This is a genomic window from Pseudoclavibacter sp. RFBG4, assembly GCF_002931515.1.
GTDB lineage: Bacteria > Actinomycetota > Actinomycetes > Actinomycetales > Microbacteriaceae > Pseudoclavibacter.
The window spans coordinates 19,546-43,225 of the sequence record NZ_PSYC01000037.1 but is presented as its reverse complement, the minus strand read 5'-3'; the positions used below and the strand labels follow the sequence as shown (position 1 = coordinate 43,225).

The 23,680-nt window shown below is 70.1% G+C and carries 21 protein-coding genes and 1 tRNA gene; 6 read left to right on the top strand and 16 right to left on the bottom strand.

Annotated elements, in window-relative coordinates; genetic code table 11:
* Positions 1-303 precede the first annotated feature (303 nt).
* The 12 genes from C5E10_RS14445 to C5E10_RS14390 all read right to left on the bottom strand — a co-directional run bounded on the left by C5E10_RS14445 (position 304) and on the right by C5E10_RS14390 (position 11,787).
* Positions 304-375, bottom strand: a tRNA-Gln gene (locus tag C5E10_RS14445).
* A gap of 95 nt (positions 376-470) precedes the next feature.
* On the bottom strand, positions 471-1,556 hold the full coding sequence (locus C5E10_RS14440; protein ID WP_104332227.1) for an NAD(P)/FAD-dependent oxidoreductase: 1,086 nt from the start codon (positions 1,554-1,556) through the stop codon (positions 471-473).
* A gap of 347 nt (positions 1,557-1,903) precedes the next feature.
* Positions 1,904-3,427, bottom strand: coding sequence for a glutamate--tRNA ligase (gene gltX / locus C5E10_RS14435; protein ID WP_104240474.1), 1,524 nt, complete (start codon positions 3,425-3,427; stop codon positions 1,904-1,906).
* A 53-nt stretch (positions 3,428-3,480) separates the two neighbouring features.
* Positions 3,481-4,662, bottom strand: a complete 1,182-nt coding sequence (locus C5E10_RS14430) for an N-acetyltransferase (protein ID WP_104332226.1) — start codon at positions 4,660-4,662, stop codon at positions 3,481-3,483.
* A gap of 130 nt (positions 4,663-4,792) precedes the next feature.
* Entirely contained in the window at positions 4,793-5,401 is a 609-nt protein-coding gene (locus tag C5E10_RS14425; protein WP_181062786.1) for a heme-degrading domain-containing protein, read from the bottom strand.
* Positions 5,394-6,446: an aldo/keto reductase gene (locus C5E10_RS14420; RefSeq protein WP_104240471.1), complete on the bottom strand. Its 1,053-nt coding sequence runs from the start codon at positions 6,444-6,446 to the stop codon at positions 5,394-5,396. The genes C5E10_RS14425 and C5E10_RS14420 overlap by 8 nt, the downstream gene beginning before the upstream one ends.
* Positions 6,447-6,489: 43 nt before the next feature.
* Positions 6,490-7,101, bottom strand: coding sequence for a bifunctional 4-hydroxy-2-oxoglutarate aldolase/2-dehydro-3-deoxy-phosphogluconate aldolase (locus tag C5E10_RS14415; protein WP_104298360.1), 612 nt, complete (start codon positions 7,099-7,101; stop codon positions 6,490-6,492).
* On the bottom strand, positions 7,094-7,843 hold the full coding sequence (locus C5E10_RS14410; protein WP_104240469.1) for an IclR family transcriptional regulator: 750 nt from the start codon (positions 7,841-7,843) through the stop codon (positions 7,094-7,096). The genes C5E10_RS14415 and C5E10_RS14410 overlap by 8 nt, the downstream gene beginning before the upstream one ends.
* A gap of 13 nt (positions 7,844-7,856) precedes the next feature.
* Positions 7,857-8,774: a sugar kinase gene (locus C5E10_RS14405; RefSeq protein WP_258071157.1), complete on the bottom strand. Its 918-nt coding sequence runs from the start codon at positions 8,772-8,774 to the stop codon at positions 7,857-7,859.
* A gap of 4 nt (positions 8,775-8,778) precedes the next feature.
* The gene (locus C5E10_RS14400) at positions 8,779-10,287 is read right to left on the bottom strand and encodes a tripartite tricarboxylate transporter permease (RefSeq protein ID WP_104298359.1); all 1,509 of its coding nucleotides are present in this window, start codon (positions 10,285-10,287) and stop codon (positions 8,779-8,781) included.
* Positions 10,284-10,796 carry a tripartite tricarboxylate transporter TctB family protein gene (locus C5E10_RS14395; protein WP_146080294.1) on the bottom strand — a complete coding sequence of 171 codons (513 nt, stop codon included), beginning with the start codon at positions 10,794-10,796 and terminating at the stop codon, positions 10,284-10,286. The genes C5E10_RS14400 and C5E10_RS14395 overlap by 4 nt, the downstream gene beginning before the upstream one ends.
* A 13-nt stretch (positions 10,797-10,809) precedes the next feature.
* Positions 10,810-11,787, bottom strand: coding sequence for a tripartite tricarboxylate transporter substrate binding protein (locus C5E10_RS14390; protein WP_104332225.1), 978 nt, complete (start codon positions 11,785-11,787; stop codon positions 10,810-10,812).
* Between the two features lie 159 nt (positions 11,788-11,946).
* Between C5E10_RS14390 and C5E10_RS14385 the strand changes: the two genes are divergently transcribed.
* Genes C5E10_RS14385 through C5E10_RS14365 form a run of 5 tightly spaced genes read left to right on the top strand, consistent with a single transcriptional unit; the run spans position 11,947 to position 16,910 of the window.
* Entirely contained in the window at positions 11,947-12,891 is a 945-nt protein-coding gene (locus C5E10_RS14385) for a siderophore-interacting protein (protein WP_104332224.1), read from the top strand.
* Entirely contained in the window at positions 12,888-13,901 is a 1,014-nt protein-coding gene (locus tag C5E10_RS14380; protein ID WP_104306101.1) for an iron ABC transporter permease, read from the top strand. The genes C5E10_RS14385 and C5E10_RS14380 overlap by 4 nt, the downstream gene beginning before the upstream one ends.
* On the top strand, positions 13,898-14,968 hold the full coding sequence (locus C5E10_RS14375; RefSeq protein WP_258067487.1) for an iron chelate uptake ABC transporter family permease subunit: 1,071 nt from the start codon (positions 13,898-13,900) through the stop codon (positions 14,966-14,968). The genes C5E10_RS14380 and C5E10_RS14375 overlap by 4 nt, the downstream gene beginning before the upstream one ends.
* Positions 14,965-15,831, top strand: coding sequence for an ABC transporter ATP-binding protein (locus C5E10_RS14370; protein WP_104332223.1), 867 nt, complete (start codon positions 14,965-14,967; stop codon positions 15,829-15,831). Before C5E10_RS14375 ends, C5E10_RS14370 begins: the two co-directional genes overlap by 4 nt.
* Positions 15,832-15,881: 50 nt before the next feature.
* Positions 15,882-16,910: an ABC transporter substrate-binding protein gene (locus C5E10_RS14365; protein ID WP_104332222.1), complete on the top strand. Its 1,029-nt coding sequence runs from the start codon at positions 15,882-15,884 to the stop codon at positions 16,908-16,910.
* A gap of 105 nt (positions 16,911-17,015) precedes the next feature.
* Here the strand turns inward: C5E10_RS14365 and C5E10_RS14360 are convergent, their stop codons facing one another.
* Both C5E10_RS14360 and C5E10_RS14355 read right to left on the bottom strand, forming a co-directional pair.
* Positions 17,016-17,786 carry a fumarylacetoacetate hydrolase family protein gene (locus C5E10_RS14360; protein WP_104240461.1) on the bottom strand — a complete coding sequence of 257 codons (771 nt, stop codon included), beginning with the start codon at positions 17,784-17,786 and terminating at the stop codon, positions 17,016-17,018.
* Positions 17,787-17,830: 44 nt separating this feature from the next.
* Entirely contained in the window at positions 17,831-19,432 is a 1,602-nt protein-coding gene (locus C5E10_RS14355) for an APC family permease (RefSeq protein ID WP_104332221.1), read from the bottom strand.
* Positions 19,433-19,631: 199 nt separating this feature from the next.
* Between C5E10_RS14355 and C5E10_RS14350 the strand changes: the two genes are divergently transcribed.
* Positions 19,632-20,969, top strand: a complete 1,338-nt coding sequence (locus C5E10_RS14350; protein ID WP_181062785.1) for an LCP family protein — start codon at positions 19,632-19,634, stop codon at positions 20,967-20,969.
* A 202-nt stretch (positions 20,970-21,171) separates the two neighbouring features.
* Here C5E10_RS14350 and C5E10_RS14345 read toward each other — a convergent pair whose 3' ends face one another.
* Positions 21,172-22,752 (bottom strand): APC family permease, encoded by a 1,581-nt coding sequence (locus C5E10_RS14345; RefSeq protein ID WP_104240456.1) that lies wholly within the window; start codon positions 22,750-22,752, stop codon positions 21,172-21,174.
* The gene (locus C5E10_RS14340; RefSeq protein WP_104332219.1) at positions 22,749-23,669 is read right to left on the bottom strand and encodes a universal stress protein; all 921 of its coding nucleotides are present in this window, start codon (positions 23,667-23,669) and stop codon (positions 22,749-22,751) included. The genes C5E10_RS14345 and C5E10_RS14340 overlap by 4 nt, the downstream gene beginning before the upstream one ends.
* Between the last annotated feature and the right edge of the window lie 11 nt (positions 23,670-23,680).

Below are 23,680 nucleotides of genomic sequence, written 5' to 3'. Positions count from 1 at the left end.
GATACGGGAGTGGGGGCGGGCGCGAGCGCCGACAGGGGCGCCGAGGCATTGGTGCCGGCCGGCAGCGTCTCGGGATAGCGTCCGGGCGGCGCGGCGCGGCTGGGCTGGGCTGGGCGGCGCTGGTCTGCGCTTGCCGGCTGGGCTCTACTGCGTGGCTAAAGAGCTGCAGCGCGTGACCGAAGGGCTGGCGTGGCCGAAGATCTGCGCGTGGCCGAAGAGCTCCAGCACGCCCGAGGAGATACACGAAAGGCCCCGCTGAGCGGGGCCTTTTCGTCATGTTCACATTTGTGGTGTTCACACTTGCTGGGGTACCTGGACTCGAACCAAGAACAAAGGTACCAGAAACCTCCGTGTTGCCAATTACACCATACCCCACTGGCACCGAAGCGCCTCAGAGAGCATAGCGCACTCCCGGAGGCTGGACAAATCAGCGCGTCGAACGGCCGGGTCGAGCCCGTCGAGCCCTCGACTCAGAGGCCCAGCAGGTCCCGGTCGACCGCCATGCCGGTCTGTGCCCCGTTGCCCGCGGCGACGATGAGCATCTGCGGACCCGGGCCGGTCAGCTCGCCCGTCGCGTAGATGCCGGGCACGCTCGTGCGGCCCTGAGCGTCCGCCGCCACGAGGCCGGAGCCGTCGAACTCGATGCCGAGCTCGCTCGCGAAGTCGAGCTTCGCGACGTAGTCGGGCCGCACGAACACGGCCTCAGCCGTCACGACGTCGCCGTCGGCGAGCGCAACCCCCGTCACGCCACCCGGTCCGCCCTCGACGTCGACGACGGCACGCGTCTCGACGACCACGCCGCGTTCGACGAGGTCGAGCTCCTGCAGCTCGGCGAGCTGCCCCTCTGCCGCGAAGACCGTGAGCGCTCCGGTGAAGCGCGTGAGCTGCACCGCCCGCTCGTACAGGTCGGTGACGCCGGGTGCCGCGATGACCGAGACTCGGCGGTCGCGCTGCGTCCATCCGTCGCACTCGACGCAGCTGTGGATGCTCGTGCCGTAGAACGCGCGCAGCATGGGCAGGGCCGGCAGCACCTCGGTGAGGCCGGTCGCGAAGACGACAGAGCGCGCGAACACCGCTCGCGCGGGTGTGCCGCGCACGCCCTTCGCCTGGACGGCGAAGCGGTACGGGACCCGCACGCCGTCGCGAGGACGTGACGCGATCTCGCGTGGGTCGGCGGTCATCGGCTGACCCCCAGCGCCGGCCACCCCACCGGCGACGAAGCCGAACGAGCCCTCGAACGCCGGCCCCTGCGACACCTCCGCGCCGACGACCTCCTCCTCGGTGAGCGCCCGGACGCGCGTGACCTGGGCGAACTGGATCTCGGCATCCTCGTAGGCCTCCACGTCCTCGCGGCCGAGCCGGCGCAGCTCGTTCGGAGGAGTGTGGTCGCGGGTCAGGAACCCGTGGGCTTCCAGCGTCGCCGAGTGGCGGGGCCGATTGCCGTCGAGCACCAGGGTCGAGTAGCGGTGCCGTGCGAGGATCAGCGCGGCCTGCAGCCCGGCAGGGCCACCCCCGATGACGACGACGTCATAGTGCGTACCCAACGCCTCGGTCATGCGGTCCTCCCGGAGTCTCGCGCCCACCAACTCAGGACAGCGGGCATCCTCTTAGGTTAGCCTCACCCGTCGCGACGTGCGAGGGCGGCGTGAGTCGCGGGCGCGAGTCGCCGGCGTCCACACCCACCCCGCGAGCGAGCTGTCTTCCCCGCAACAAAGTCTCGGGATGGGAACATCACTTCGGGATGGAAAAGAAACCATCCCGAAGTTACTTCCCCATCCCGAGATCAAGGGTGAGTGCTCGGCACCCAGGGTGAGTACTCGTCACGAGCGCGGGTGCTCGAAGCGCTCTGCGCAGGGCCGATCGCGGACGCGGACGCGGACGCGGACGCGAGCCGCGGCGAGGGTTACGCGGCGAGGCGCGAGACGAGCGAGCGCATGCGGGCGAGCGACTGCTCGCGGCCCAGCAGCTCGAGCGACTCGAAGAGCGGCGGGGAGACCTTGCGGCCGGAGACGGCCACGCGGATCGGGCCGAACGCGACGCGCGGCTTGAGGCCGAGCCCCTCGATGAGGGCTCCACGGAGGGCGGCCTCGATGTTCTCCGTCGTCCACGCCTCTGGCGCCTCGAGCGCGTCGAGGGCCGCGATGGAGGCGTCGAGCACACCCGTCACGTCGCCCTTGAGCGAGCCGACGGCCGTGTCCTCGACCACGAGGTCAGCGGCATCCACGAAGAGGAACCCGAGCATCTCGGGAGCCTCGCCGAGGAGCTGCATGCGCTCCTGGACATGCGGCGCCGCACGCCCGAGGAGCGCGAGCTGCGCATCCGTCGGCTCGAGCGGGAGCACGCCGGCGAGCTGCAGCGGAGCGACGAGGCGGTGCGCGAAGTCGTCCGCGCCGAGGAGGCGCATGTGCTCGCCGTTGATGGCCTCGGCCTTGGTGAGGTCGAAGCGCGCGGGGTTCGGGTTGACGTCCTCGACGTCGAACGCGACGACCATCTCGTCCATCGTGAACACGTCGCGGTCCGCGGCGATCGACCAGCCAAGCAGGGACAGGTAGTTGAGGAGCCCCTCCGGCAGGAAGCCGCGGTCGCGGTGGTGGAAGAGGTTCGACTCGGGGTCGCGCTTCGAGAGCTTCTTGTTGCCCTCGCCCATGACATACGGCAGGTGCCCGAAGCGCGGGATGAATTCGGCGACTCCCACGTCGATGAGCGCGTGGTAGAGCGCGATCTGGCGGGGCGTCGACGAGAGCAGGTCCTCACCGCGGAGCACGTGCGTGATGCCCATGAGCGCGTCGTCGACGGGGTTCACGAGCGTGTAGAGCGGCTTGCCGTTGGGTCGCACGAGCACGAAGTCGGGGAACGACCCGGCCTTGAAGGTGATCTCGCCGCGCACGAGGTCGTCGAACGAGAGGTCGGTGTCCGGCACTCGAAGGCGCAGCGCCGGCTCGCGGCCCTCAGCCTTGAGGCGAGCGATCTCGTCGGCCGACAGGTCGCGTTCGTAGTTGTCGTACCCCATCTTCGGGTCGCGACCGGCGGCCACGTTGCGCGCCTCGATCTCCTCACCCGTCGCGAACGACTCGTACAGGTGGCCGGCGTCGCGGAGCTTCTGGATGACGTCGAGGTAGATGTCGGTGCGCTGCGACTGCCGGTACGGCTCGTGGGGTCCGCCGACGTTCACGCCCTCGTCCCAGCCGAGCCCGAGCCAGCCGAGCCCGTCGATGATCTGCTGGTAGCTCTCCTCGGAGTCGCGCTCCGCATCCGTGTCCTCGATGCGGAACACGAACGTGCCCCCCGTGTGCTTCGCGTAGGCCCAGTTGAAGAGGGCGGTGCGGATGAGCCCGACGTGCGGGGTCCCCGTCGGCGAAGGGCAGAAGCGGACACGGACATCGCTGCCCGTAGCGGTGGTCACAAGCGAAGAAGAGGATGCAGTCATGAGACCCCCAGCCTACCGGGGCGACGCGGGTCACCAGGTGGGCGCGGCTCGACTCAGACGAGCACCTTCCGCCAGGCGCCCTCGCTCACGAAGGGCCGGAAGCCGAGCGCCTCGTTGACGTTCAGCATCGGGCGGTTCTCCTCGGCGTTGTACGTGTAGACCCGCTCGACGTCGGGGTGCAGCTCCCTCCAGGCGAGCAGGTTCTCCGCCTTCACGAGCATCCCGAGCCGGTTGCCGCGGTGCTCGCGCAGCACGAGCGTGTCCTCCTGGTCGGCTCGCCTCGTGCCGTCGTCCATCCGCTGCAGCTCGCTGAAGGCCACCAGCTCCCCGGTCGGCACGTGCTGGACGGCCCCCACGAGCACGCTATCGCGGCGGGCGATCGCCGTCGCCTCGAGCTCCTCGCGAACGCGCCTCGCGTCCCACTCCTGCTCGTCTTCGACGAGGTCACCCTGCGGGGCGTCCGTGCTCATGCGCGCCTTCAGCGCCGCGTAGCCGTCGATGAACTCGTCCGGCGTCGGGTACGACCACGACACGCAGCGATAGTCGACGCCCGCGGCCTCCCTGGCACCGTCGCGCAGCGCGCGCAGGGCGTCGTCGTGCTCGGCGCCCAGCTCGAGCACGCTCATGCGCTCGACCTGACCGAGCTCGAACCCTCGTCGCAGCAGCATCTGCGCGGCCGGATCCAGCGCCGGGATGTCCCCGACACCGCTCGGCGACGGGATGCGCGGCCCAGCCATCTCTCGGTGCACCACCCAGGTGCGGATCTCCGAGCGACCCGCGTCTCGCACCGCCAGCTCCCCGACCTCGTACGCGGCCGCCCCGAAGCCGCGGCCCCGCGCATGCGGGTGGATCTCGAGCATCATCTTCGCCATCTCGACGTCTTCGGTGAGCGGGAAGTCGAAGAGCACACGCCCCACGAGCCGACCGTGCTCGCGGATGAGGCGCCCGTCCCGACGCTCGTACTCGCTCGGCTCGTACCCCGGCAGGAGCACCTCCGCCGGCAGCACGAAGTCGTCGTTGCGGTACGTGTCCCTCGTGACGGCGTTGCGCAGGGCCGTCATCTCGTGGAACGCCGCTGCAGCGACATCGTCGAGCGAAGACGGGATGCGCAGGGGCTCCGCGCTGAAGCCAGCCGGGGCGGCGGGGGTCGGCTTGGCGGAATCCGAGGCGGCGGCATCCTGGGCAGCCGCAGCTTCGGGGCCGGCGGAGTCGGGAACGGTGGTGTCGGGCGACATCGAAGTGCTTCCTGTTGGTGCGATGAAGCTGCGGCGTCGCAGCCGATCAGGATATCGACCGCGCCGCCACCGCCTCAAGCACCCGGCGTGGCGGCGGATGCGCGCGGCGGGTGCGGCAGGTGAGCGTGCGCTACGCCTCGGCCAGGAACTCCCGCAGCTGCTCGACGACAAACGCATGGTCCTCGACCTGCGGCAGCCCCGAGATGCCGACCGCGCCGACGACACCGACCCCGTCGATGCGAACGGGGAACACGCCGCCGTTCGCGGCGACCTCGTCGGGGTCGAGTCGCGACTCCTGCTCGTAGACGCGTCCCAGCGAGCGGAACAGCGCACCGACGCCGAGCGATGACTGCTCGAAGTGCAGCACCGCGCGTGTCTTCCGCTCGAGCCACGCGTCGTTGTCCGGCACAGCGCCGTCGAGTGCGGCGTGGAAGACCCGCTGCTGTCCGACGACGATGCCGATGACCACGGGCAGCGAACGAGCCGCCGCCGCCTCGCGCATCCGGGAGCCGAGCCGCCATGCATCATCGCGCGAGAACCTGGTGAAGACGAGCTCGGCCTCTTCGGCGCGGATGCGCGCGAGATCCGCGAGGGCGTCGGCGGCGGCGACGGCCGCGCTGTCGCCCGCCTGGGCCTGCGCCTGGTCCTGGTCCTGCGCCTGGGCCTGGTCCCGCGCCGGGTCCAGTGTCCCTGACCGTTGCTGCTCCTGCACCCGCTCCTGCACTGGCGCCTCAGGCATCCGACGACGCCGTCCAGATGTTGATGCCGCCGTCGACGGCGTAGGTGTCGATCTCTGCGAGCTCGGCGTCGGTCAACGGCGACGCGTCGAGGCACCTGACGAGGTCGTCGAGCTGCGAGGTGCGGGACGCCCCGATGAGGGCGGACGTGATCCGCTCGTCGCGCAGCACCCAGGCGATCGCGAGCTGCGCGAGCGTCTGCCCGCGACGCTCCGCGATCGCGTTGAGGGCGCGCACCCGCTCGAGGTTCTCGTCGCTGAGCATCCCGTCGCGCAGCGTCTTGCCCTGCGTCGCCCGCGACCCCTCCGGCACTCCCCCGAGGTACTTGTTCGTCAGCAGCCCCTGGGCGAGGCCGGAGAACGCGATGACGCCAGCCCCGGCCGTCGCGTTGGCTTCGAGCACCGACGGCTCCCCGTCCTCGATCCAGCGGTTCAGGAGGGAGTACGACGGCTGCGAGATGAGCAGCGGCGTGCCGAGCTCGCGCAGGAGGCCGGCGACCTCCTCGGTGCGCTCCGCGGAGTAGGAGGAGACGCCGACGTAGCGGGCCTTCCCGCTGCGCACGATCGCATCGAGCGCGGCCGCCGTCTCCTCGAGGGGCGTCTCGGGGTCGAACCGGTGGCTGTAGAAGATGTCGACGTAGTCGGTGCCGAGCAGGCGAAGGCTGTTCTCGAGGCTCCCGAGCAGGTGCTTGCGGCCGCCGCCCGAGCCGTTCGGGCCTGGGAAAACGGGGTATCCGGCCTTCGTCGACAGCACGAGCTCGTCGCGCAGGCCCGCGAAGTCCTCGCGCAGGATCCGGCCGACGTTCGCCTCGGTCGAGCCGAAGGGCGGGCCGTAGCCGTTCGCGATGTCGAAGTGCATGATGCCGAGGTCGAATGCGTGCCGCAGCAGCTCACGCTGCTTCGCGAGGGGGGTGTCGTCGCCGAAGCCGTGCCAGGTGCCGAACGAGATCGCGGGCAGCTGCAGTCCGCTGCGGCCGACACGGCGATACTGCATCCGCTCGTAGCGGTCGGCTGCTGGGCTGTAGCGGGGGGTGAGCTGGGCGGTCATGGGAGCCCTTTCTGTCAGAGGAGGTTGTGGATGCGCGGCAGCGTCAGCGCGCGGGAGCGGATGCGCGGAGCGCGGAGAGGAGGGGCAGCTGCGCTTCGTCCTCGAGCGCACTGCCGACGGCGACGACGTCGGCTCCTGCCGAGAGGTACTCCCCCGCATTGGAAGCGTTGATGCCGCCCGTAGCGACAAGACGCATCTCGGGGAACGGCCCTCGCATGGCCGAGAACCAGTCGGCGCCGAGCACGCTGGCGGGGAACGCCTTGACCCAGGTCAGGCCGAGCGCCTTCGCGAGCTGGATGTCGGTCCCGCTGGCCACACCGGGCAGCGGGGCGAGGCCCGCGGCTTGGGCCGCCTCGATGACGGCGGGGTCGAGGCCGGGTGCGACGGTGAACGTGGCTCCGGCCTGCTTGGCCTGGTCGACGTGGGCGAGCGAGACGACGGTGCCTGCGCCGACCGCGTGCCCGCCGGGCTCGGCGGCGCGGACGACGGCGCGGAGCGCGTCGAGCGCCGCATCGTTCTGGATGGGCACCTCGACGCTCGAGATGCCGAGCGACCAGGCGAGGTTCGCGAGCTCGACGCTGCGCTCCGGGGTGTAGCCGCGCAGGATCGCCATGACGGGCGATCCGGCGAACATGGTGTCGAAGGTGTCAGTCATGTGGTCTCCAGCCGAGGTCGTGGGAGATGGCGAGGACGACGTCGTCGAGTCGCGGCTGCCATTCGGCGAGCGCGTCGAGGTCGGCACTCGCCTTGAGTGCGGTGATGGACACGGCCGCGACGACCGTGTCGCTCGAATCGCGGATGGGCATGGCGATGCAGTTGATGAAGTTCTCGTACTCGGCATCGTCGACGGCCCAGCCGCGTTCGCGGGTGCGCTCGAGCTCGGCGTCGAGGGCGGCGCGCGAGACGATCGTGTTGTCGGTGTACGGCGTGTACTCGTAGCCCTCGAGCATCCGGTCGGTCTTCTCAACGTCCTGCTGGGCGAGGATGGCCTTGCTGACGCCCGCCGTGTGCAGGAGCACCGGCTGCCCGATCTGGGAGTAGAGCCTGACCATCCCAGGCTGCTCGATCTTGTCGGCGTAGACGATGCGGTCACCCTCGAGGACGGCGAGGTGCACGGTGTGCGTGCAGTCCCTGCCGAGCTCCTGCAGCACGGGGCGGGCGATGTTGCGCAGGTCGAACTGGTCGCTGGCCGCCCGGGCGAGACCGCTCAGCCGGTATCCGACCCCGTACCTGCTGTCCGCGTGACGGCGGGTGAGCCCGGTCTCGGTGAGCGTCTGCAGCATCCGCAGTGCCGTCGATCGGTGCACGCCGAGCTTGGCGGCGATCTCCGACTGGGTGCGCGGCGCGAGGCTCACGTACTCGAGGATCTCTGCTGCGCGGTGGATGCTCTGGGACATGGTGGAACTCCGATCAGGCCGGGACGAAGTCGTGTGTGCTGCCGAGGGTTCGGGCGGCGAGCCCGTGCCCTCGGTTCAAGCACGCATCGACGGGCTCGCCGCCAAGCATCGCACCGAGGTAGCCGGCGGTGAAGGCATCGCCCGCCCCGACGGCTTCGACGACGTCGACGGGATGCGCTGGCACGAACGCCGAGGACACGCTGCCGTCGACGACGGCGACCTCGGTTGCGCCGACGCTGCCGTCCTTCACGACGAGGCTGCCGTGCAGCCCGAGCCGCGAGTGGAGCGTCGCCGGGTGGCCTTCGCCCCACAGCGTCTCGGCCTCGTCACGGCCCACGAACACGAGGTCCGCGAGCGCTGCGAGCGTGGCGAGGCGCGGCCCCGCGGCCTCGATGCTCCAGAGCCCGGGCCGATAGTTCACGTCGAACGACACGGTGATGGCGCGCCGCCGCGCCTCCAGCATGACGGCTTCGAGCATCGCCGAGCAGCTTGCCGAGAGGCCGGCGGTGATGCCCGTCACATGGAGGGCGGCGACGCCCTCCCAGTCGAGCTGGGCGAGCACGGTCGCATCCATTCGCGACGCGGCCGAACCGGCCCGGTAGTAGTAGACGGTGGTCTCCCCGTCGCCAGGGTCCTTGAAGTAGACGCCGGTCGGCGCCCCCGGCACGAGCTGGACGCCTGCGACGTCGACGCCGCTCGCGCGCACCTCGTCGAGGAGGCGCCACCCGAGTGGGTCGTCGCCGAGCCAGCTCACCCAGCTGGAGGGGACGCCGGAGTCGGCGAGGTACATGGCGACCGTCGACTCCGCGCCCCCGGCCTTGACGGCGAAGCTCACGGCTTCCCTGAGCGGGGCGACGTGGGTCGGCGTGACCATGGCCATGGTCTCGCCCAGGCACAGCACGCGACCGGCGCGCGGGGTGTTCGCAGGCACGGCGCTACTTGAGAATGGGCTCTTCGGTGCGCTCACGCGTCGACCGTCCTTTCAGCAGGGCGCGGATGCGCGGGGCGAGAACGGCGAGGATGCTCAGGATGATGAGGGTCAGCGCGATGGGGCTCGTGAAGACCGCTCCGTAGCCGTCGATGAGGAGCGCACGCCGGAGGTTGCCCTCCGCGAGCGGCCCGAGGATGAGGCCGAGCACGAGGGGCCCCGGCGGGAAGCCGAAGCGTCGCATCGCAAGCCCGAGGAGCCCGAAGGCGAACATGAGCACGACGTCGAACACCGAGTTGGAGACGGCGAACGTGCCGACCATGCAGAACGTGACGATGACAACCGAGAGGTAGCGCTTCGGCATTGCGAGCAGCTTGACGACGCCGCGCATGCGCACGAGCGCCAAAGCGAGCGCCAGCACGGTCGCGATGAGCATGATCGCCGAGAGGCTGAAGACGAGATCGGGCCGGTTCGCGAAGAGGCTCGGCCCCGGCTGGAGCCCCCACACGATCATGGAGCCGAGCATGACGGCCATGACCGAGTCGCCTGGCACGCCGAGCGACAGGGTCGTCGTGACCGATCCGCCCATCGTCGCGGTGCTCGAGCTGTCGGCGGCCGCGACTCCCTCGAGTGCGCCCTTCCCGAACTTCTCCGGGGTCTTGGAGGCGCGGCGCGCCTGGTCCCACGCGATGACGCCGGCGATGTCGCCGCCAGCCGCGGGGATGACGCCGACGACGGCGCCGATTCCCGTGCCGATGGCCGTCGGCTTGCGCAGCAGCTTGCGCTCCGCCTTGTTCGGCCACCATTTGCCGAGCTGCGTGATCGGCTGCGGCTCGGGCCCCCTCTTGGCGGAGACGACCTGATTGAAGACCTCGGCGATGCCGAAGAGGCCGATGATGGCGGCGATGAACGGCACGCCGCTCGAGAGCTCCGGGATGCCGAACGTGAAGCGCTGGTCGCCCGAGATGGGGTCGTTGCCGATCGTCCCGAGCCACAAGCCGAAGGCTCCGGCCGCGAGGCCCTTCATGACGCGGTCGCCGGAGACGCCGATCATCATGGTGAGCCCGAACACGACGAGCGCGAACATCTCGATCGGCCCGAAGCTCAACGCGAAGCCCGAGATGGGCTGAGCGAGGAACAGCAGGATGAGGATCCCGGCGAAGGAGCCGACGGCAGAGACGAGCGCGGAGCTCGTCAGCGCGATGCCGGCCTTGCCCTGCTTCGCGAGGGGGTACCCGTCGAAGGTCGTCGCGATCGAGGCGGGGGTGCCAGGCGTGTTGATGAGGATCGACGGCACCCGGTCGCCGAACTGCGCGGCGATGTAGATGGAGAGCAGCACCGCGAGACCCTGGAGGGGCTCGAGGGTGAGCGTGAAGCCGGCCGCGAGCGCGACGGCCATCGTGGCCGTGACGCCGGGAATGGCGCCCACGAGCGTGCCGAGGAGCACCCCGATGATGAGGCACAGCGCGATCGTGGGGTCGAGGAGCGCGCCGAGCCCTTCCGTGATGCCGTTCACAGCGGCACCCCCAGGAGGAGCCCGAAGACCCCGTAGAGCACAACCGTCACGATGACCGGAAACAGCACGAGGTCACGCCAGCCGCGGCCGCCGAGCACGAACGTGAGTCCGGCGGCGAGGAGCAGCGTGACGATCACGAAGTGGAGGAAGTACCAGGCGACACCGTAGGCGGCGATGGCCGCGAGCATGAGGAGCACCCGCGAGATGCCGCGCTTCGTGGGGGCGTCCTCGCTCGGCGCATCCGGCTTGCGGATGGCGACCCCGATGAGCAGCGCCCCGAGGAGCACGATGGCCCCGCCGAGCACGGTCGGCCACCAGCGCGGGCCGAACGGGTCGCCGCCCGTCGCCGGGACGACGGCGACGGCCAGGGCTATAGATGCTCCGCCGACGGCGATCACACCCGCCGCGATGAGCATGTCCCGCCGCCGGCTGACGGGCCGAGACTCGGAGGTCTCCTCGTCGACGCCGAGCGCCACGTCGAGAGGGTTCGCCTCGACTGATCTATCCATGACGGTCACGCCTCTACTCGCCGAACAGCTCTGCGAAGCGCTCGTTCTCGGCCTTCACGAAGTCGGTCGCCTCGTCGCCGGGGATGAACACGGGGATGTTGCCGCCCGATTCGATGAGCTCGACGTACTCGGAGCTGCCGGCCGCGGTCTCGAGCGCCGCCTGCAGCGACTCCTTGACCGCGGGGTCGAGCCCGGTCGGAGCGCCGACGGCGGCCCAGCTGCCGATGACGACGTCGTAGCCCTGCTCGCCCGCCGTCGGCACGTCCGGCAGCGCGGGGGCGCGTTCCTCGGTGAAGACTGCGAGCACGCGGAGTCGCCCGTCCTCGTCGGCGGGAGCGGTCTCGCCGATGCCGGCGACGACGGCGTCGACCTGGCCGCCGACAGCCGCCGTGACCGCGGGGGCGCCTCCGTCGAAGGGCACGCCCTGGAACTCGACACCGGCGATGTTGCCGAGCTCGGTCGCCCCGGCCTCCCAGATCGAGCCGGGGCCGGCGTTGGAGATCGTGACGCTGCCGGGGTTCGCCGCCGCGGCGGCGACGAGCTCCTCGAGCGTCTGGTACGGGCTGTTCGCGGGGACCGCGATCGTGCCCGGCTGCTCGTTGACGATGCCGAGGAAGTCGTAGCTGGCGGGGTCGATGTCGTACCCCTGGTGGCCGAGCATGCTCACCTCGACGGGGAAGACCATGATCGAGTAGCCGTCAGCCGCGAGGCCGGCGACGTGCTGCATGCCGACGGAGCCAGCACCGCCGGGTCGGTTGTCGACGACGATCGACTGGCCCAGCTCGGACTCGAGCTGCGTCGCGAGGGTGCGGGCGGTGAGGTCGGTCGCACCTCCGGCCTGCGTCGGCGTGTAGAACGTGATGGCCTGCGAGGGAAACTCCTCGCCACCTGCGGTTCCGCCCGCGCGGTTCGCGCAGCCGGAGAGGGAGAGCACGGTCGCCGCGGCGGCGAGCAGCGCGAGGGGCGCCAGTTTCGAAGGACGTCGCTTCATCGGGGTTCCATCCACTTCGTTGGGAATGTGTTGCATATATTGCAACGCGGTTGCAGTAACTGCACACATCGTATGAAAACCGAAAGCAGCACGCAAGTGGGAGCCGAAGATCGTCTCCAGAACTGGACGCAGGGGTAAGGCAAGGCTTATCTTTGCTCGGTGAGTGCTTCCACTGCTGTTCAGACCCGCCCCGCCTACCGGCCGTACTGCGCCGAGGTCAGAGCAGTGCAGCGCCTTGCTCCCGCATTCACCCGGGTGACCTTCACGTGCGACGACTTCGAGTACTTCGGCACGACCGGACTCGACCAGCGCATCAAGCTCATCCTCCCCATGGCAGACGGCACGACCAGCGACTTCGGGCAGCGCGACGCGGAGGTGCTCGACGCCGGCCTCTGGTACGAGCGCTGGCGGACGACCCCCACGGAACGCCGCAGCCCCCTGCGCACCTACACGGTGCGCCGCGTTGACCCGGAAGCTCGCGAGATCGACGTCGACTTCGTCGTGCACCACGGCGCGGGTCCGGCTGGTGCCTGGGCCGAGAACGCGAAGCCGGGCGACGACCTCGTCATCGTCGGCCCCGACCAGCGCAGCGAGCAGTCACACCTCGGCGCAGACTGGCATCCCGGCACCGCCAAGCGCCTCCTGCTCGCGGGTGACGAGACAGCGGTTCCCGCGATCGGCTCGATCCTCGAATCGCTCAGCGGCCGGTGCGAGGTGGATGCGCTCCTCGAGGTCCCCACGAGCGCCGACATCATCCCCATCGACGTGCCCGCCAGCTTCCGCATCACCTGGCTGCCCCGCGACGGTGCCGCCCACGGCGTGCGGCTGACGGAAGCCCTGCAGCAGTGGTGCCTCGACTCCCCCGAGGCGCTCGCACAGGCCGCGGCCCCCCGCCCGCAGCAGATCGCCGACATCGACGTCGACGTCGACCTCCTCTGGGACAGCCCAGAGGACGGCGAAGGCGAGTTCTACGCGTGGATGGCCGGCGAGGCCGCCACCATCAAGACCCTCCGCCGCCACCTGGTGACCACCAACGGCGTCGACCGCAAGCGCGTCGCCTTCATGGGGTACTGGCGACTCGGCCAGTCCGAGCACCAGGAATGATCGCGGGCGCACGCGCGCGCCGCGTCCGCCTCGTCGCCGTCGGGGCGGTCGCCCTGCTCCTGGTCGCCGTGATCGTGAGCCTCCTCGTGGGGGCCCGCACCGTCGCGCCATCCGTGGTGGTGGATGCCCTGCTCGCGCCGAACCCTGACCTGGCCGACCACACCGTGGTCAGGGACCAGCGCATCCCCCGCACCCTCATCGGCGTCCTGGCCGGTGCGGCGCTCGCCGTCGCTGGCACCCTCATGCAGGGGATCACGCGCAACCCCCTCGCCGACCCGGGGCTCCTCGGCATCAACGCGGGTGCCTCCGTCGCCGTGCTCGTCGCCATCACGTTCTTCAGCATCTCCGCACCCACCGGGTTCGTGTGGTTCGCCTTCGCTGGGGCTGCCGTCGCCGCAGTCGTCGTCGCCGTCATCGGCACGCGCGGCCCGGACGGCGACAATCCGGCGAAGCTCGCGCTCACGGGCGCCGCCGTCACCGCCGGCCTCACCGCCGTGACGACCCTCATCCTCACCACCTCCATCGTGGCGCTCGACGTCTTCCGCTACTGGCAGGTCGGAGGCCTCACCTCGCGCGGCCTCGACACGGTCGCCGTCGTCGCGATCCCCCTGCTCATCGGCGGCATCATCGCCATCGCGAGCGCGCGCGGCCTCGACCTCATCGCCCTCGGCGCCGACACCGCGGCAGGCCTCGGCCAGAACGTGCCGCGCACGCGCGCGCTCGGCATCCTCGCGACCGTGCTGCTCTGCGGCGGGGCCACCTCGATCGCCGGGCCCATCGTCTTCATCGGGCTCCTCGTGCCGCACGCCCTGCGCGCGATGGTCGGCGACGACTACCGGCGGCTCCTCCTCATCGGCGCGCCCCTCGGCGGCGCGGTGCTGCTCATCGCCGACATCGTCGGCCGCGTCATCGCGCCGCCGGGCGAGGTCCAGGCCGGTGTCGTGGTCGCCTTCGTCGGCGCCCCGGTGCTCATCGCGCTGGTCCTCCGCCGCAAGCAGGTGGCCCTGTGACCGCCCGCGATGTCCTCCCGAAGAACACGGCAGCGCCCCTCCGCGGCTCCGAGTCGCCGCTCGAGGCGGTGCGAGCCCGCGTCAGACGGCGCCGCGGGTTCGTCGTCGGCGGCGTCACCGTGGCCCTGATCGCCGTCGTCCTCCTCGGCGTCACGACCGGCGACTACCCGCTCACCCTCGAGCAGCTCGCGCGCACCCTGCTCGGGGGCGGCGACCGCCTCGAGTCCTACGTGCTCTTCCAGGTGCGGCTCCCGCGCGTGCTCATGGGCGTCCTGGTCGGCGCCTGCCTCGGCGTCGCCGGCGCCCTCCTGCAGGGCGTGCTCCGGAACCCGCTCGCGAGCCCCGACCTCCTCGGCATCAGCGGCGGCAGCAGCGTCGCAGCCGTGTTCCTGCTCCTCATCTTCGGCGTCACCGGGCCGATCCTCGCGGTCGCCGCCTTCGCCGGGGGGCTCGCGGTCGCCGCCATCCTGCTCCTCGCGGCAGGCAGGCGAGGCGAGGCCGGCTTTCGCCTCATCCTCGCCGGCATCGGCATCTCGTTCCTCACCGTCGCCATCATGAACTACCTCATGGTCCGCAGCCAGGTCGAGCTCGCTCAGGCCGCGCTGCTCTGGGTCACGGGCTCCCTCGCCTCCACCGCGTGGTGGCACCTCCTCGTCGTCGCCGTCGTCGCCGTCGCACTCCTCCCCGCCGTGCTCATCTCCGCGCGCTGGCTGCCGATCACCCAGCTCGGCGCATCCACGGCAGCCGGGCTCGGCGTCACCACCAGCCGGGTGCGGATGATCGCGGTCGTCTCCGCCGTGCTGCTCACCGCCGTCACGTGCGCCTTCGCGGGGCCCATCTCGTTCATCGCGCTCTGCGCACCGGCCATCGCCAGGTCCCTGCTCGGCCACGGCTCCATCGGAGTCGGGACGAGCGCGATCACGGGGGCCGCCCTCCTCACGGGCGCCGACCTCGTCGCGCAGTTCGCGATCCCGGACACCTCACTGCCCGTCGGAGTCGTCACGGGGGCCGTCGGCGCCGTGTTCCTGCTCTGGCTCCTCGCCTCGACGAAAGGACGCCAGCTGTGACCGGCGACCACCAAGCACCCGCAGCCTGGGTCGACACCACCGCCGCAGCGCCAGCGGGGCCGCGGCTCTCCACGCGCGGCCTCTCGGCTGGCTACCCCGGCCGCACAGTCATCGAAGGACTCGACCTCGACATCACCCCGGGCCGCATCACGATGATCATCGGCGCCAACGCCTGCGGCAAGTCCACCCTCCTCGGCGTGCTCGCGCGCCTCACCTCGCCCCTCGCCGGCAGCGTGCAGCTCGACGACGCCGACGCCGCTAGCATCCCCAGGCGCCGGTTCGCGCAGACCGTCGGGATGCTCCCCCAGCATCCGACTGCCCCCGACGGGCTCACGGTCGCCGAGCTCGTCTCGAGAGGCCGCCACCCGCACCGCGGACTCTTCGACCGCTGGGGAACCGCCGACACGAAGCACGTCGACGAGGCCATGCGCCGCACCGGCGTCGCGGAGCTCGCAGATCGACCGGTCGGCGACCTGTCCGGCGGGCAGCGGCAGCGCGTCTGGATAGCCATGTCCCTGGCGCAGAACCCCAAGGTGCTCCTCCTCGACGAGCCCACGACGTTCCTCGACCTCAGCCACCAGCTCGAGGTCCTCGACCTGCTCGTGAGCCTCAACCGGCGCGAAGGCACCACCATCGTCGTCGTCCTGCACGAGCTGAACCTCGCGGCCCGCTACGCCGACGAGCTCATCGTCATGCGCGACGGTCGCATCGTCGCGAACGGCTCCCCCACCGAGGTGCTCACGAAGGAGGTCGTCGCCGACGCCTTCGCCCTCGACGCGCTTGTCATGCCGGACCCCCTCACCAGAACACCCCTCATCGTCCCCGTCCCGGGAGGCGCTCACACGGGCAGCGAGCCCGAGTAGCACCCTCCTCACCCCAGCACTTCACGCATCCGCACGAAAGGAACCACCCCATGAACCGCACCCTCCGACCGATCGCCGCCGCCGCGGTGGCGGTCACGGCCCTCGCGCTCAGCGCCTGCGCCCCCGCCGCCACCGACACGAGCGACACGGCCGCCGCACCGGGCGACGCCGCGAGCTTCCCCGTCACCTTCGAGCACATGTACGGCACCACCACGATCGAAGAGGCGCCGACGCGCGTCGCGACGTGGGGCTGGGGCGTCACCGACGCGGTCCTCGCGCTCGACATCGTCCCCGTCGCCATGGCCTCGATGGACTACGGCGGAGGCGAGGACCGCATCGCGCCGTGGGTCTCCGACAAGATCGAGGAGCTCGGCGGCGAAGCCCCCGTCATCCTCGACAACGCCACCTACGAGCTCTCCGTGGAGGCGCTGCTCGCCACCGACCCCGACGTGTTCATCGCGTCCTACTCCGGGCTCACGCAAGAGGAGTACGACGCCGTCACCGCGGCCGGCGTGCCCGTCGTCGCCCCCGAGGAAGCCATCTGGTCGACGCCGTGGCGTGACGTCATCACCGACACCGGCAAGGCCCTCGGCCTCGAGGCGGACGCCAACGAGATCCTCGCCGACCTCGACCAGCAGGTCGCCGACCAGGCCGCAGAGCATCCCGAGTTCGAAGGCACGACGATCGCCTACGCGTCCGAGGATGTGGACACCTTCTACCTCCTCCTCGAGAACGACCCACGCGTCGAGCTGCTCACCGACCTCGGCTTCACGAGCGCACCATCCGTCGCGGAACTCGCGACCGGGGAGTCGACGTTCTCGACGACCGTCTCCAGCGAGAACCTCGACAAGATCGACGCGGACGTCGTCTTCACCCAGACCGAGACCGAGGAGCAGCTGCAGACGTTCCTGACCTCGGACCGCACGAAGCTCATCCCCGCCGTCTCCAAGGGCGCCGTCGCAGCGCTCGTGGGCGAGGAGAACGGCGCGGCCATCTCGCCGACCGCGCTCTCCATCCCGTTCTTCCTCCCGATGCTCGTCGAGCAGCTCGCCACGGCGACCGAGGTCGCGAAGAGCTAGCGACGGGGACTCACCCCCACGCAGAACGCTGCCAGTCAGTTACGCCCTCTCGGCTTCCGAGGGGGCGTATCTGACTGGCAGCGGTGGTTCTGCTTGGCCGAGCGGCTAGCGCGCGGTGACGGGGTTGGAGAGCGAGCCGATGCCCTCGATCGTGCAGGTCACCGTGTCGCCCTTCGCGAGCGGACCGACGCCCGCGGGCGTGCCCGTGAGGATGATGTCGCCCGGCAGCAGCGTGAACACGCTCGACGCGTACTCGACGAGCTTCGCGACCGACGTGATCATCTGCGAGAGGTCGCCCTCCTGGCGCAGCTCGCCGTTGACCTCAGCGGTGATGCGGCCCTTCGAGGGGTCGAAGTCGGTCTCGATGATCGGGCCGAGCGGGCAGAACGAGTCGAAGCCCTTCGCGCGAGCCCACTGGCCGTCGCTCTTCTGCAGGTCACGGGCCGTGACGTCGTTCGCGATCGTGTAGCCGAAGATGACCTGAGCCGCGTCGGCGGCCGGCACGTTGCGGGCGACCTGGCCGATGACGACGGCGAGCTCCGCCTCGTGGTCGACGCGCTCCGACTGGGGCGGCAGCACGATGGGGTGGCGGGGGCCGATGACCGAGGTGTTCGGCTTGAGGAACATCATGGGCACCTCGGCGGCCTCGTTGCCGAGCTCGTTCGCGTGCTCCGCGTAGTTGCGTCCGAAGCCGATCACCTTCGAGCGCGGCAGCACGGGCGACTGCAGCTGCACCTGGTCGATCGGGATGCGTTCGTCGAGCGTCTCGTAGCCGAGGTAGAGGGGGTCACCCGCCAGCTTGACGTAGACCTTCTCCTCCTCGTCGAGGATGCCGAAAGTGAGCTGACCCTGGTATTCGAAGCGCGCGATCTTCACCGTGCCAGCCTACAGCGGCGCGGCCGAGCCCGCGCCGAGCCGCTTCACTGCAGCGCAGGCGCAGGCTCCGCGTCGCCATCCGCGCCCGTCTTGATCGTCTCGCCGCGGAAGAACCCCGGGCTGCGGAAGTACTGCACGACCATGAGCACGACGCCGAGCAGGAGCACGCCGACCCCGAGCACGAACACGAGGCCGATGCCGTCCTGCGCGATGCCGTCGGCGTCGTAGCTCGTCGCGAAGACCGCGGAGCCCGAGCCGAACGACGGCGACAGCGATGCCCTGGCGGTCTCGAAGAAGAAGTAGAGCAGCGCGAGCCCGCCGAGCAGCGGGAAGAGGAACCGGAAGAACAGGTTCCGCGTCGAGGAGAACAGCGACCGGCGGAAGTACCAGACGCACGCGAGCCCCGTGACGCCGTAGTAGAAGCACACCATGAGGCCGAGCGCTGCGATCGTGTCCCAGAGGGCGTTCTCGGAGAGCAGCCGCAGCACGATGTAGAAGACGATCGCGGCCGCCGCCGAGGCGATGGTCGCCACCGATGGCGACTTGAAGCGGGGACTCACGCTGGCATACGACTTGGGCAGCGCCCCGTAATGGCCCATGGCGAGGAGCGTGCGAGAGGGCGACACCATCGTCGACTGCAGCGAGGCCGCAGAGCTGAACATGACGGCGACCGTCATGAGCAGCGCGAACGGGCCCATGATCGGCTCCGCGAGGGAAGCGAGGATGCTCTCCTGGTTGTCCGGGTTGCCGGCGCCAAGGCCCTCCTCGCCGATACCCGCGTAGGCGAGGACCGCGAGCGTCATCAGCACGTAGATCGCGACCATGACGAAGATCGTGAGCATGGAGGCACGGCCCGGGGTCTTCTCCGGATCCTTCGCCTCCTCGTTCATCGTGATGACCGTGTCCCAGCCCCAGAACAGGAAGATCGACAGCGAGACGCCGGCGGAGATCGCGGCGAGCGAGCCCACCTCGAACGGGTTGAACCACGACAGCTCGATGGGGGTCGCGTCGAACGCGGTGCCGTTCCCGACGTGCACGAACGCCGCGATGATGAACCAGACGATGGCGATGAGCTGCACGACGACGAGGACGTACTGCACCTTCTTCGTCGACTCGACGCCGCGGTAGGAGATCCACGCGGCGAGGGCAGTGAAGATGACGGTCATCGGGATGTTGATCCACAGCACGCGCGTGAGGTCCGCGAGCTCCGGGTTCTGGAAGATCTGGGCCAGCATGATGAAGAAGAAGTCGACGGCGACGGCCGCGAGGTTCGAGAGCACGAGGACGGTCGCGGCGATGAGCCCCCATCCGCCCATCCACCCGATCCACGGCCCGAACGCGCGGGTCGCCCACGTGAACGAGGTGCCGGAGTCCGGCATCGCCGTGTTGAGCTCCCGGTAGCCGAACACGACGAGCAGCATCGGGATGAACCCGACGAGCATGATGGCGGGCGTGTAGACGCCGACCTGCGCGATGGTGGGGCCGAGGCCGGACGTGACGGCGTAGGCGGGCGCGATGCAGGAGACGCCGATGACGGCCGCCCCGAGCACCCCGACCTTGCCGGCGGAGAGGCCCTTCGCGCTCAGTCCCCCACCATGCAGCTCCTCGTTGAGCTTCGCCGCCGCTGCGGTTTCCGATGTTGTCATTTGGTGATGATGACCCATCCCCGGAGAACCGTCAATGGGCCGAAACGGCCCGGAAATATTGCGTGAATCGACAGAACGGCCGGGGCCTCCGGGGCGGCGCTCGGTTTGCATTGCACCGCGCCTCGCGAGACATTGGCAGTTGTCAGATATCGCCCCTCCCTTGACCGACGGCGGGCATCGACCTCGAGCGAGAGGGACCATGAAGAGGCCCACAGATCCGCATCCCGTGATCGAGACCCTGCTCAACGGCGGCGGCGACGACGAGCCGCAGCCCAGAACCCGGTCCTCCAGGCGGGCACCGGCGGTTGGACCTCGCCGCCCGATCACCGGCAACGGGCGCCACGTCTCGCGGCGCAGGCGCACGAGCTCGAAGTTCGTGCGACGCCGCCTCATGGTCGCCGCCGCGGCGGCCGTCTGCGTGACCATGGTCGCCGGCATCGGCTTCATCTCGGCGACCTACTTCCAGGTCGTGGGCAACCTCGCCGACAACGCCGTGGGTCGAGCGGACGGAACGGGCACCGAGATCTCCGGATGGGATGGCGCCGTTAACATCCTCATCATGGGCTCCGACTCCAGGGACGGGCAGTCGAGCGCCGACTACGGGGAAGCAGGCGGGGCGCGGTCCGACGTCATGATGCTGCTGCACGTGTCGGCCGATCGCGAGGACGCGACCCTCATCAGCATTCCCCGAGACACGATGCTGCCGACCCCGGAATGCACGACCCCGGACGGTGCCGTGGTGCCAGCGCAGGAGGCCGCGCAGATCAACGGGGCGCTCGAGAACGGGCCGTTCTGCTCGCTCGACACGATCCGCGATTTCACCGGCCTGGACATCGACCACTTCATCGTCGTCGGCTTCGACGGCGTCATCGGCATCACGGAGGCCATCGGCGGCGTCGACGTGTGCGTCGAGAACGACATCGCCGACGACTACTCGGGGCTGTACATGACCGCGGGCACCCACAGCCTCCAGGGCGAGGCGGCCCTCGCGTTCCTCCGCACGCGGCACGGCTTCGCCGACGGGAGCGACCTGGGGCGCATCCAGGCCCAGCAGGCGTTCCTCGCCTCCCTCGCTCGGAAGGTCACGAGCGCCGGCACGCTCACCAACCCGGGGGCCCTCTATGGGCTCGCCGACTCCGCGTCGAAGGCCATGACCGTCGACGAGGCACTGGCACAGCCGAGCAGTCTCGTCGCGCTCGCGCAGACGCTCGCGAACGTCGACCTCGACCGCATCGTCATGCTGCAGCTGCCCGTCGCGCCCTATTGGGCGGACCCGAACCGAGTCGAGCCGATCACGGCCGAGACCGACGCCATCTTCGCGACCCTCCGCGCCGACCAGCCGCTGTCGTTCCAGGATGACCAGGCAGCGGATGCACCCGCCGGGGATGCACCCGACGGCGACGGCGAGCAGGAAGGCCCGGAACAGCCGGACGACGCGACGCAACCGGACGACGCGGCCGACGCGCCCGGCGAGCCGCTGACCCTCTCCGACGACATCGTGGGCCGGACGGCGGAGGACACCACCTGCGCGAGCTGACCTCGCCCCGCGACCCCGCGACCCAGCGGCGCAACACCCCGCCCGTGGTGCAACGTCCCCGCCCTGCCACCCCCACAACCGCATCCGCATCCGCCGCAGATGGGACACTTTCACCCCGTATCAGCGCTCGATACGGGGTGAAAGCGACCCATCTGCGGCGGATGCGGCGGGGCGGGTTGGGATGCGGGATACCGCGGGACAGCTAGTCCTTCAGCACCTCGATCGACTGCGTATCCCGGTCGTTGCCGATCTGGATCGTCTCGCCGCGGAAGAACCCGGGGCTGCGGAAGTACTGCACGACCATGATGACCACGCCGAGCAGCAGCACTCCGATGCCGAGCACGAACACGAGACCGATGCCGTCCTGGGCGATGCCGTCCGCGTCGTAGCTCGTCGCGAAGACCGCCGAGCCTGAGCCGAACGACGGCGACAGGGACGCGACGGCCGTCTCGTAGAAGAAGTACAGCAGCACGATGCCGCCGAGCAGCGGGAACAGGAACCGGAAGAAGAAGTTCCTGGCCGAGCTGAACAGGCTGTGCCTGAAGTACCAGACGCAGGCGAGCCCCGTGACGCCGTAGTAGAAGCAGATCATGAGGCCGAGGGCCGCGATCGTGTCCCACAGCGCGTTCTCGGAGAGCAGCCTCATGACGACGTAGAACACGACAGCGGCGATGGCCGAGGCCAGGGTCGCGACCGACGGCGACTTGAAGCGCGGGCTGACGTCCGCGAAGCGCTTCGGCAGGGCGCCGTAGTGCCCCATGGCGAGGATCGTGCGCGACGGGGAGACCATCGTCGACTGCAGCGAGGCCGCCGACGACGACAGGATGGCGATCGACATCAGCAGCGCGAACGGCCCCATGACCGGCCCCGCGAGCGCCGCGAAGATGCTCTCCTGGTTGTCCGGGTTGCCGGCTCCGAGGCCCTCGGTGCCGATGCCCGCGAAGACGAGCACGGCGAGGGTCGTGAGCAGGTAGATCACCATGATGATGATGATCGTGAGCATGGCTGCGCGGCCCGGTGTCTTCTTCGGGTCCTTCGCCTCCTCGTTCATCGTGATGACCGTGTCCCAGCCCCAGAAGAGGAAGATCGACAGCGAGACACCGGCGGCGACGACAGCCATGTCGCCCAGCTCAAAGGGGTTGAACCAGGACAGCTCGATGGGGGTCGGGTCGAAGGCCGTGTTGTTGCTCAGGTGCATGAAGGCGGCGACGATGAACCAGGCCAGCGCGATGAGCTGGAACGCGACGAGCCCGACCTGGATCTTCTCTGTCGCCTCGACTCCCCGGTACGAGATCCACGCGGCGAGCGCCGTGAAGAGGATCGTGACGGGGATGTTGATCCACAGCACCGTCGTGAGGTCGGCGAGCTCCGGATTCTGGAACACCTGCGCGAGCAGGATGAACAGGAAGTCCACGGCCACGGCCGCGAGATTCGAGAGGACGAGGACCGTCGCGGCGATGAGCCCCCATCCGCCCATCCAGCCGATCCAGGGCCCGAACGCTCGGGACGCCCAGGTGAAGGTGGTGCCGGAGTCCGGCATCGCCGAGTTCAGCTCGCGGTAGCCGAAGACGACGAGCACCATGGGGATGAAGCCGATGAAGAGGATCGCCGGCGTCTGCAGTCCGACCTGCGAGATGGTCGGGCCGAGACCCGAGGTCAGCGTGTACGCCGGGGCGATGCACGAGATGCCGATGATGGTCGCGCCGATGACGCCGACCTTGCCTGCGGAGAGGCCCTTGGAGCTGAGCCCTCCCCGCTCCGTGCTGTCTTCTGTCCTGGTCATTGCCCTGTTCCTGTCGCTGGGGATTCGGGAGCGGACTTGGGCGCCTCGGCAGGCTGCGCGGCGCGCGGCACGACGATGATCGGCACGGTCAACACGCGCAGCAGGCGCTGCGCGCGGGCGCCGAGGAAGATGCGCCCTCCCTGGGCGAGGCGGCTGGAGCCGACGAAGGCGACATCGCCCGGCTTCCAGTCGGCCCGCTCGAGTGCGGCCTCGAGGCTCTCGCCCTCGACCGTCTCGACGGTTGCCCTGCCCGACTCGAGCAGGGCCTCCGCACGGCCGGCGAGCACTGCCCCGCCGAACTCGCGCACGAACTCGTCGACCTCCTGCACCTGGCTGGGCGGGACCCGGTCGAGCTGCACGAGCGAGAGCAGGCGCAGCTGCACGTCGCGCTGCAGCGCGCTCTCGACGGAGGTGCCGATGAGCGCGGCGGCCCCCGAGCGGGTGCCGAACAGCGTGGTGATGCGGGTGACGGGCCCCTCTTCGGCGAACCCTGCCGGAGCGAGCGCGACGGGCAGCGGCGAGGCGTGCAGCAGCGTGGATGCGACCGTCCCGATGGTGAACTGCCGCAGCAGCGCCGTGGTGGCGGCGCCGATGACCAGCGCGGCGGCCCCGAACTCAGCGGCGATGTCCATGAGCCCCTGGGCCTCGCTCGTGGCGCTGCGGACGACGCCTCGCGCCGCGATGCCCTCCGGCACCTGGGCGAGCGCTTCGCTCATCCACGTGTCGATCTGCTTGCCGATGATGCTGTCGGCATCGTCGAGCGGCAGCGGATGCGTGCCGCTGTACGGCGACGTCTCCGGCGTGATCATCGCGACGATGATCTCCGTGTCGGTGCCCTTCGCGAGGAAGGAGGCGAGCGCGAGGGCGTCATGCCCTCGATCGCTCGCGATGTAGCCCACTACGAAACGCTGCGCCATGCTGCCTCTCC

What these genes read in the sequence shown, in the direction of transcription:
- C5E10_RS14395 (WP_146080294.1), bottom strand. Translation starts at nt 10,796, where the DNA reads ATGGATAGATCAGTCGAGGCGAACCCTCTCGACGTGGCGCTCGGCGTC.
- C5E10_RS14425 (WP_181062786.1), bottom strand. Translation starts at nt 5,401, where the DNA reads ATGCCTGAGGCGCCAGTGCAGGAGCGGGTGCAGGAGCAGCAACGGTCA.
- C5E10_RS14340 (WP_104332219.1), bottom strand. Translation starts at nt 23,669, where the DNA reads ATGGCGCAGCGTTTCGTAGTGGGCTACATCGCGAGCGATCGAGGGCAT.
- C5E10_RS14355 (WP_104332221.1), bottom strand. Translation starts at nt 19,432, where the DNA reads ATGACAACATCGGAAACCGCAGCGGCGGCGAAGCTCAACGAGGAGCTG.
- C5E10_RS14420 (WP_104240471.1), bottom strand. Translation starts at nt 6,446, where the DNA reads ATGACCGCCCAGCTCACCCCCCGCTACAGCCCAGCAGCCGACCGCTAC.
- C5E10_RS14415 (WP_104298360.1), bottom strand. Translation starts at nt 7,101, where the DNA reads ATGACTGACACCTTCGACACCATGTTCGCCGGATCGCCCGTCATGGCG.
- C5E10_RS14350 (WP_181062785.1), top strand. Translation starts at nt 19,632, where the DNA reads ATGAAGAGGCCCACAGATCCGCATCCCGTGATCGAGACCCTGCTCAAC.
- gltX (WP_104240474.1), bottom strand. Translation starts at nt 3,427, where the DNA reads ATGACTGCATCCTCTTCTTCGCTTGTGACCACCGCTACGGGCAGCGAT.
- C5E10_RS14345 (WP_104240456.1), bottom strand. Translation starts at nt 22,752, where the DNA reads ATGACCAGGACAGAAGACAGCACGGAGCGGGGAGGGCTCAGCTCCAAG.
- C5E10_RS14410 (WP_104240469.1), bottom strand. Translation starts at nt 7,843, where the DNA reads ATGTCCCAGAGCATCCACCGCGCAGCAGAGATCCTCGAGTACGTGAGC.
- C5E10_RS14430 (WP_104332226.1), bottom strand. Translation starts at nt 4,662, where the DNA reads ATGTCGCCCGACACCACCGTTCCCGACTCCGCCGGCCCCGAAGCTGCG.
- C5E10_RS14390 (WP_104332225.1), bottom strand. Translation starts at nt 11,787, where the DNA reads ATGAAGCGACGTCCTTCGAAACTGGCGCCCCTCGCGCTGCTCGCCGCC.
- C5E10_RS14380 (WP_104306101.1), top strand. Translation starts at nt 12,888, where the DNA reads ATGATCGCGGGCGCACGCGCGCGCCGCGTCCGCCTCGTCGCCGTCGGG.
- C5E10_RS14365 (WP_104332222.1), top strand. Translation starts at nt 15,882, where the DNA reads ATGAACCGCACCCTCCGACCGATCGCCGCCGCCGCGGTGGCGGTCACG.
- C5E10_RS14440 (WP_104332227.1), bottom strand. Translation starts at nt 1,556, where the DNA reads ATGACCGAGGCGTTGGGTACGCACTATGACGTCGTCGTCATCGGGGGT.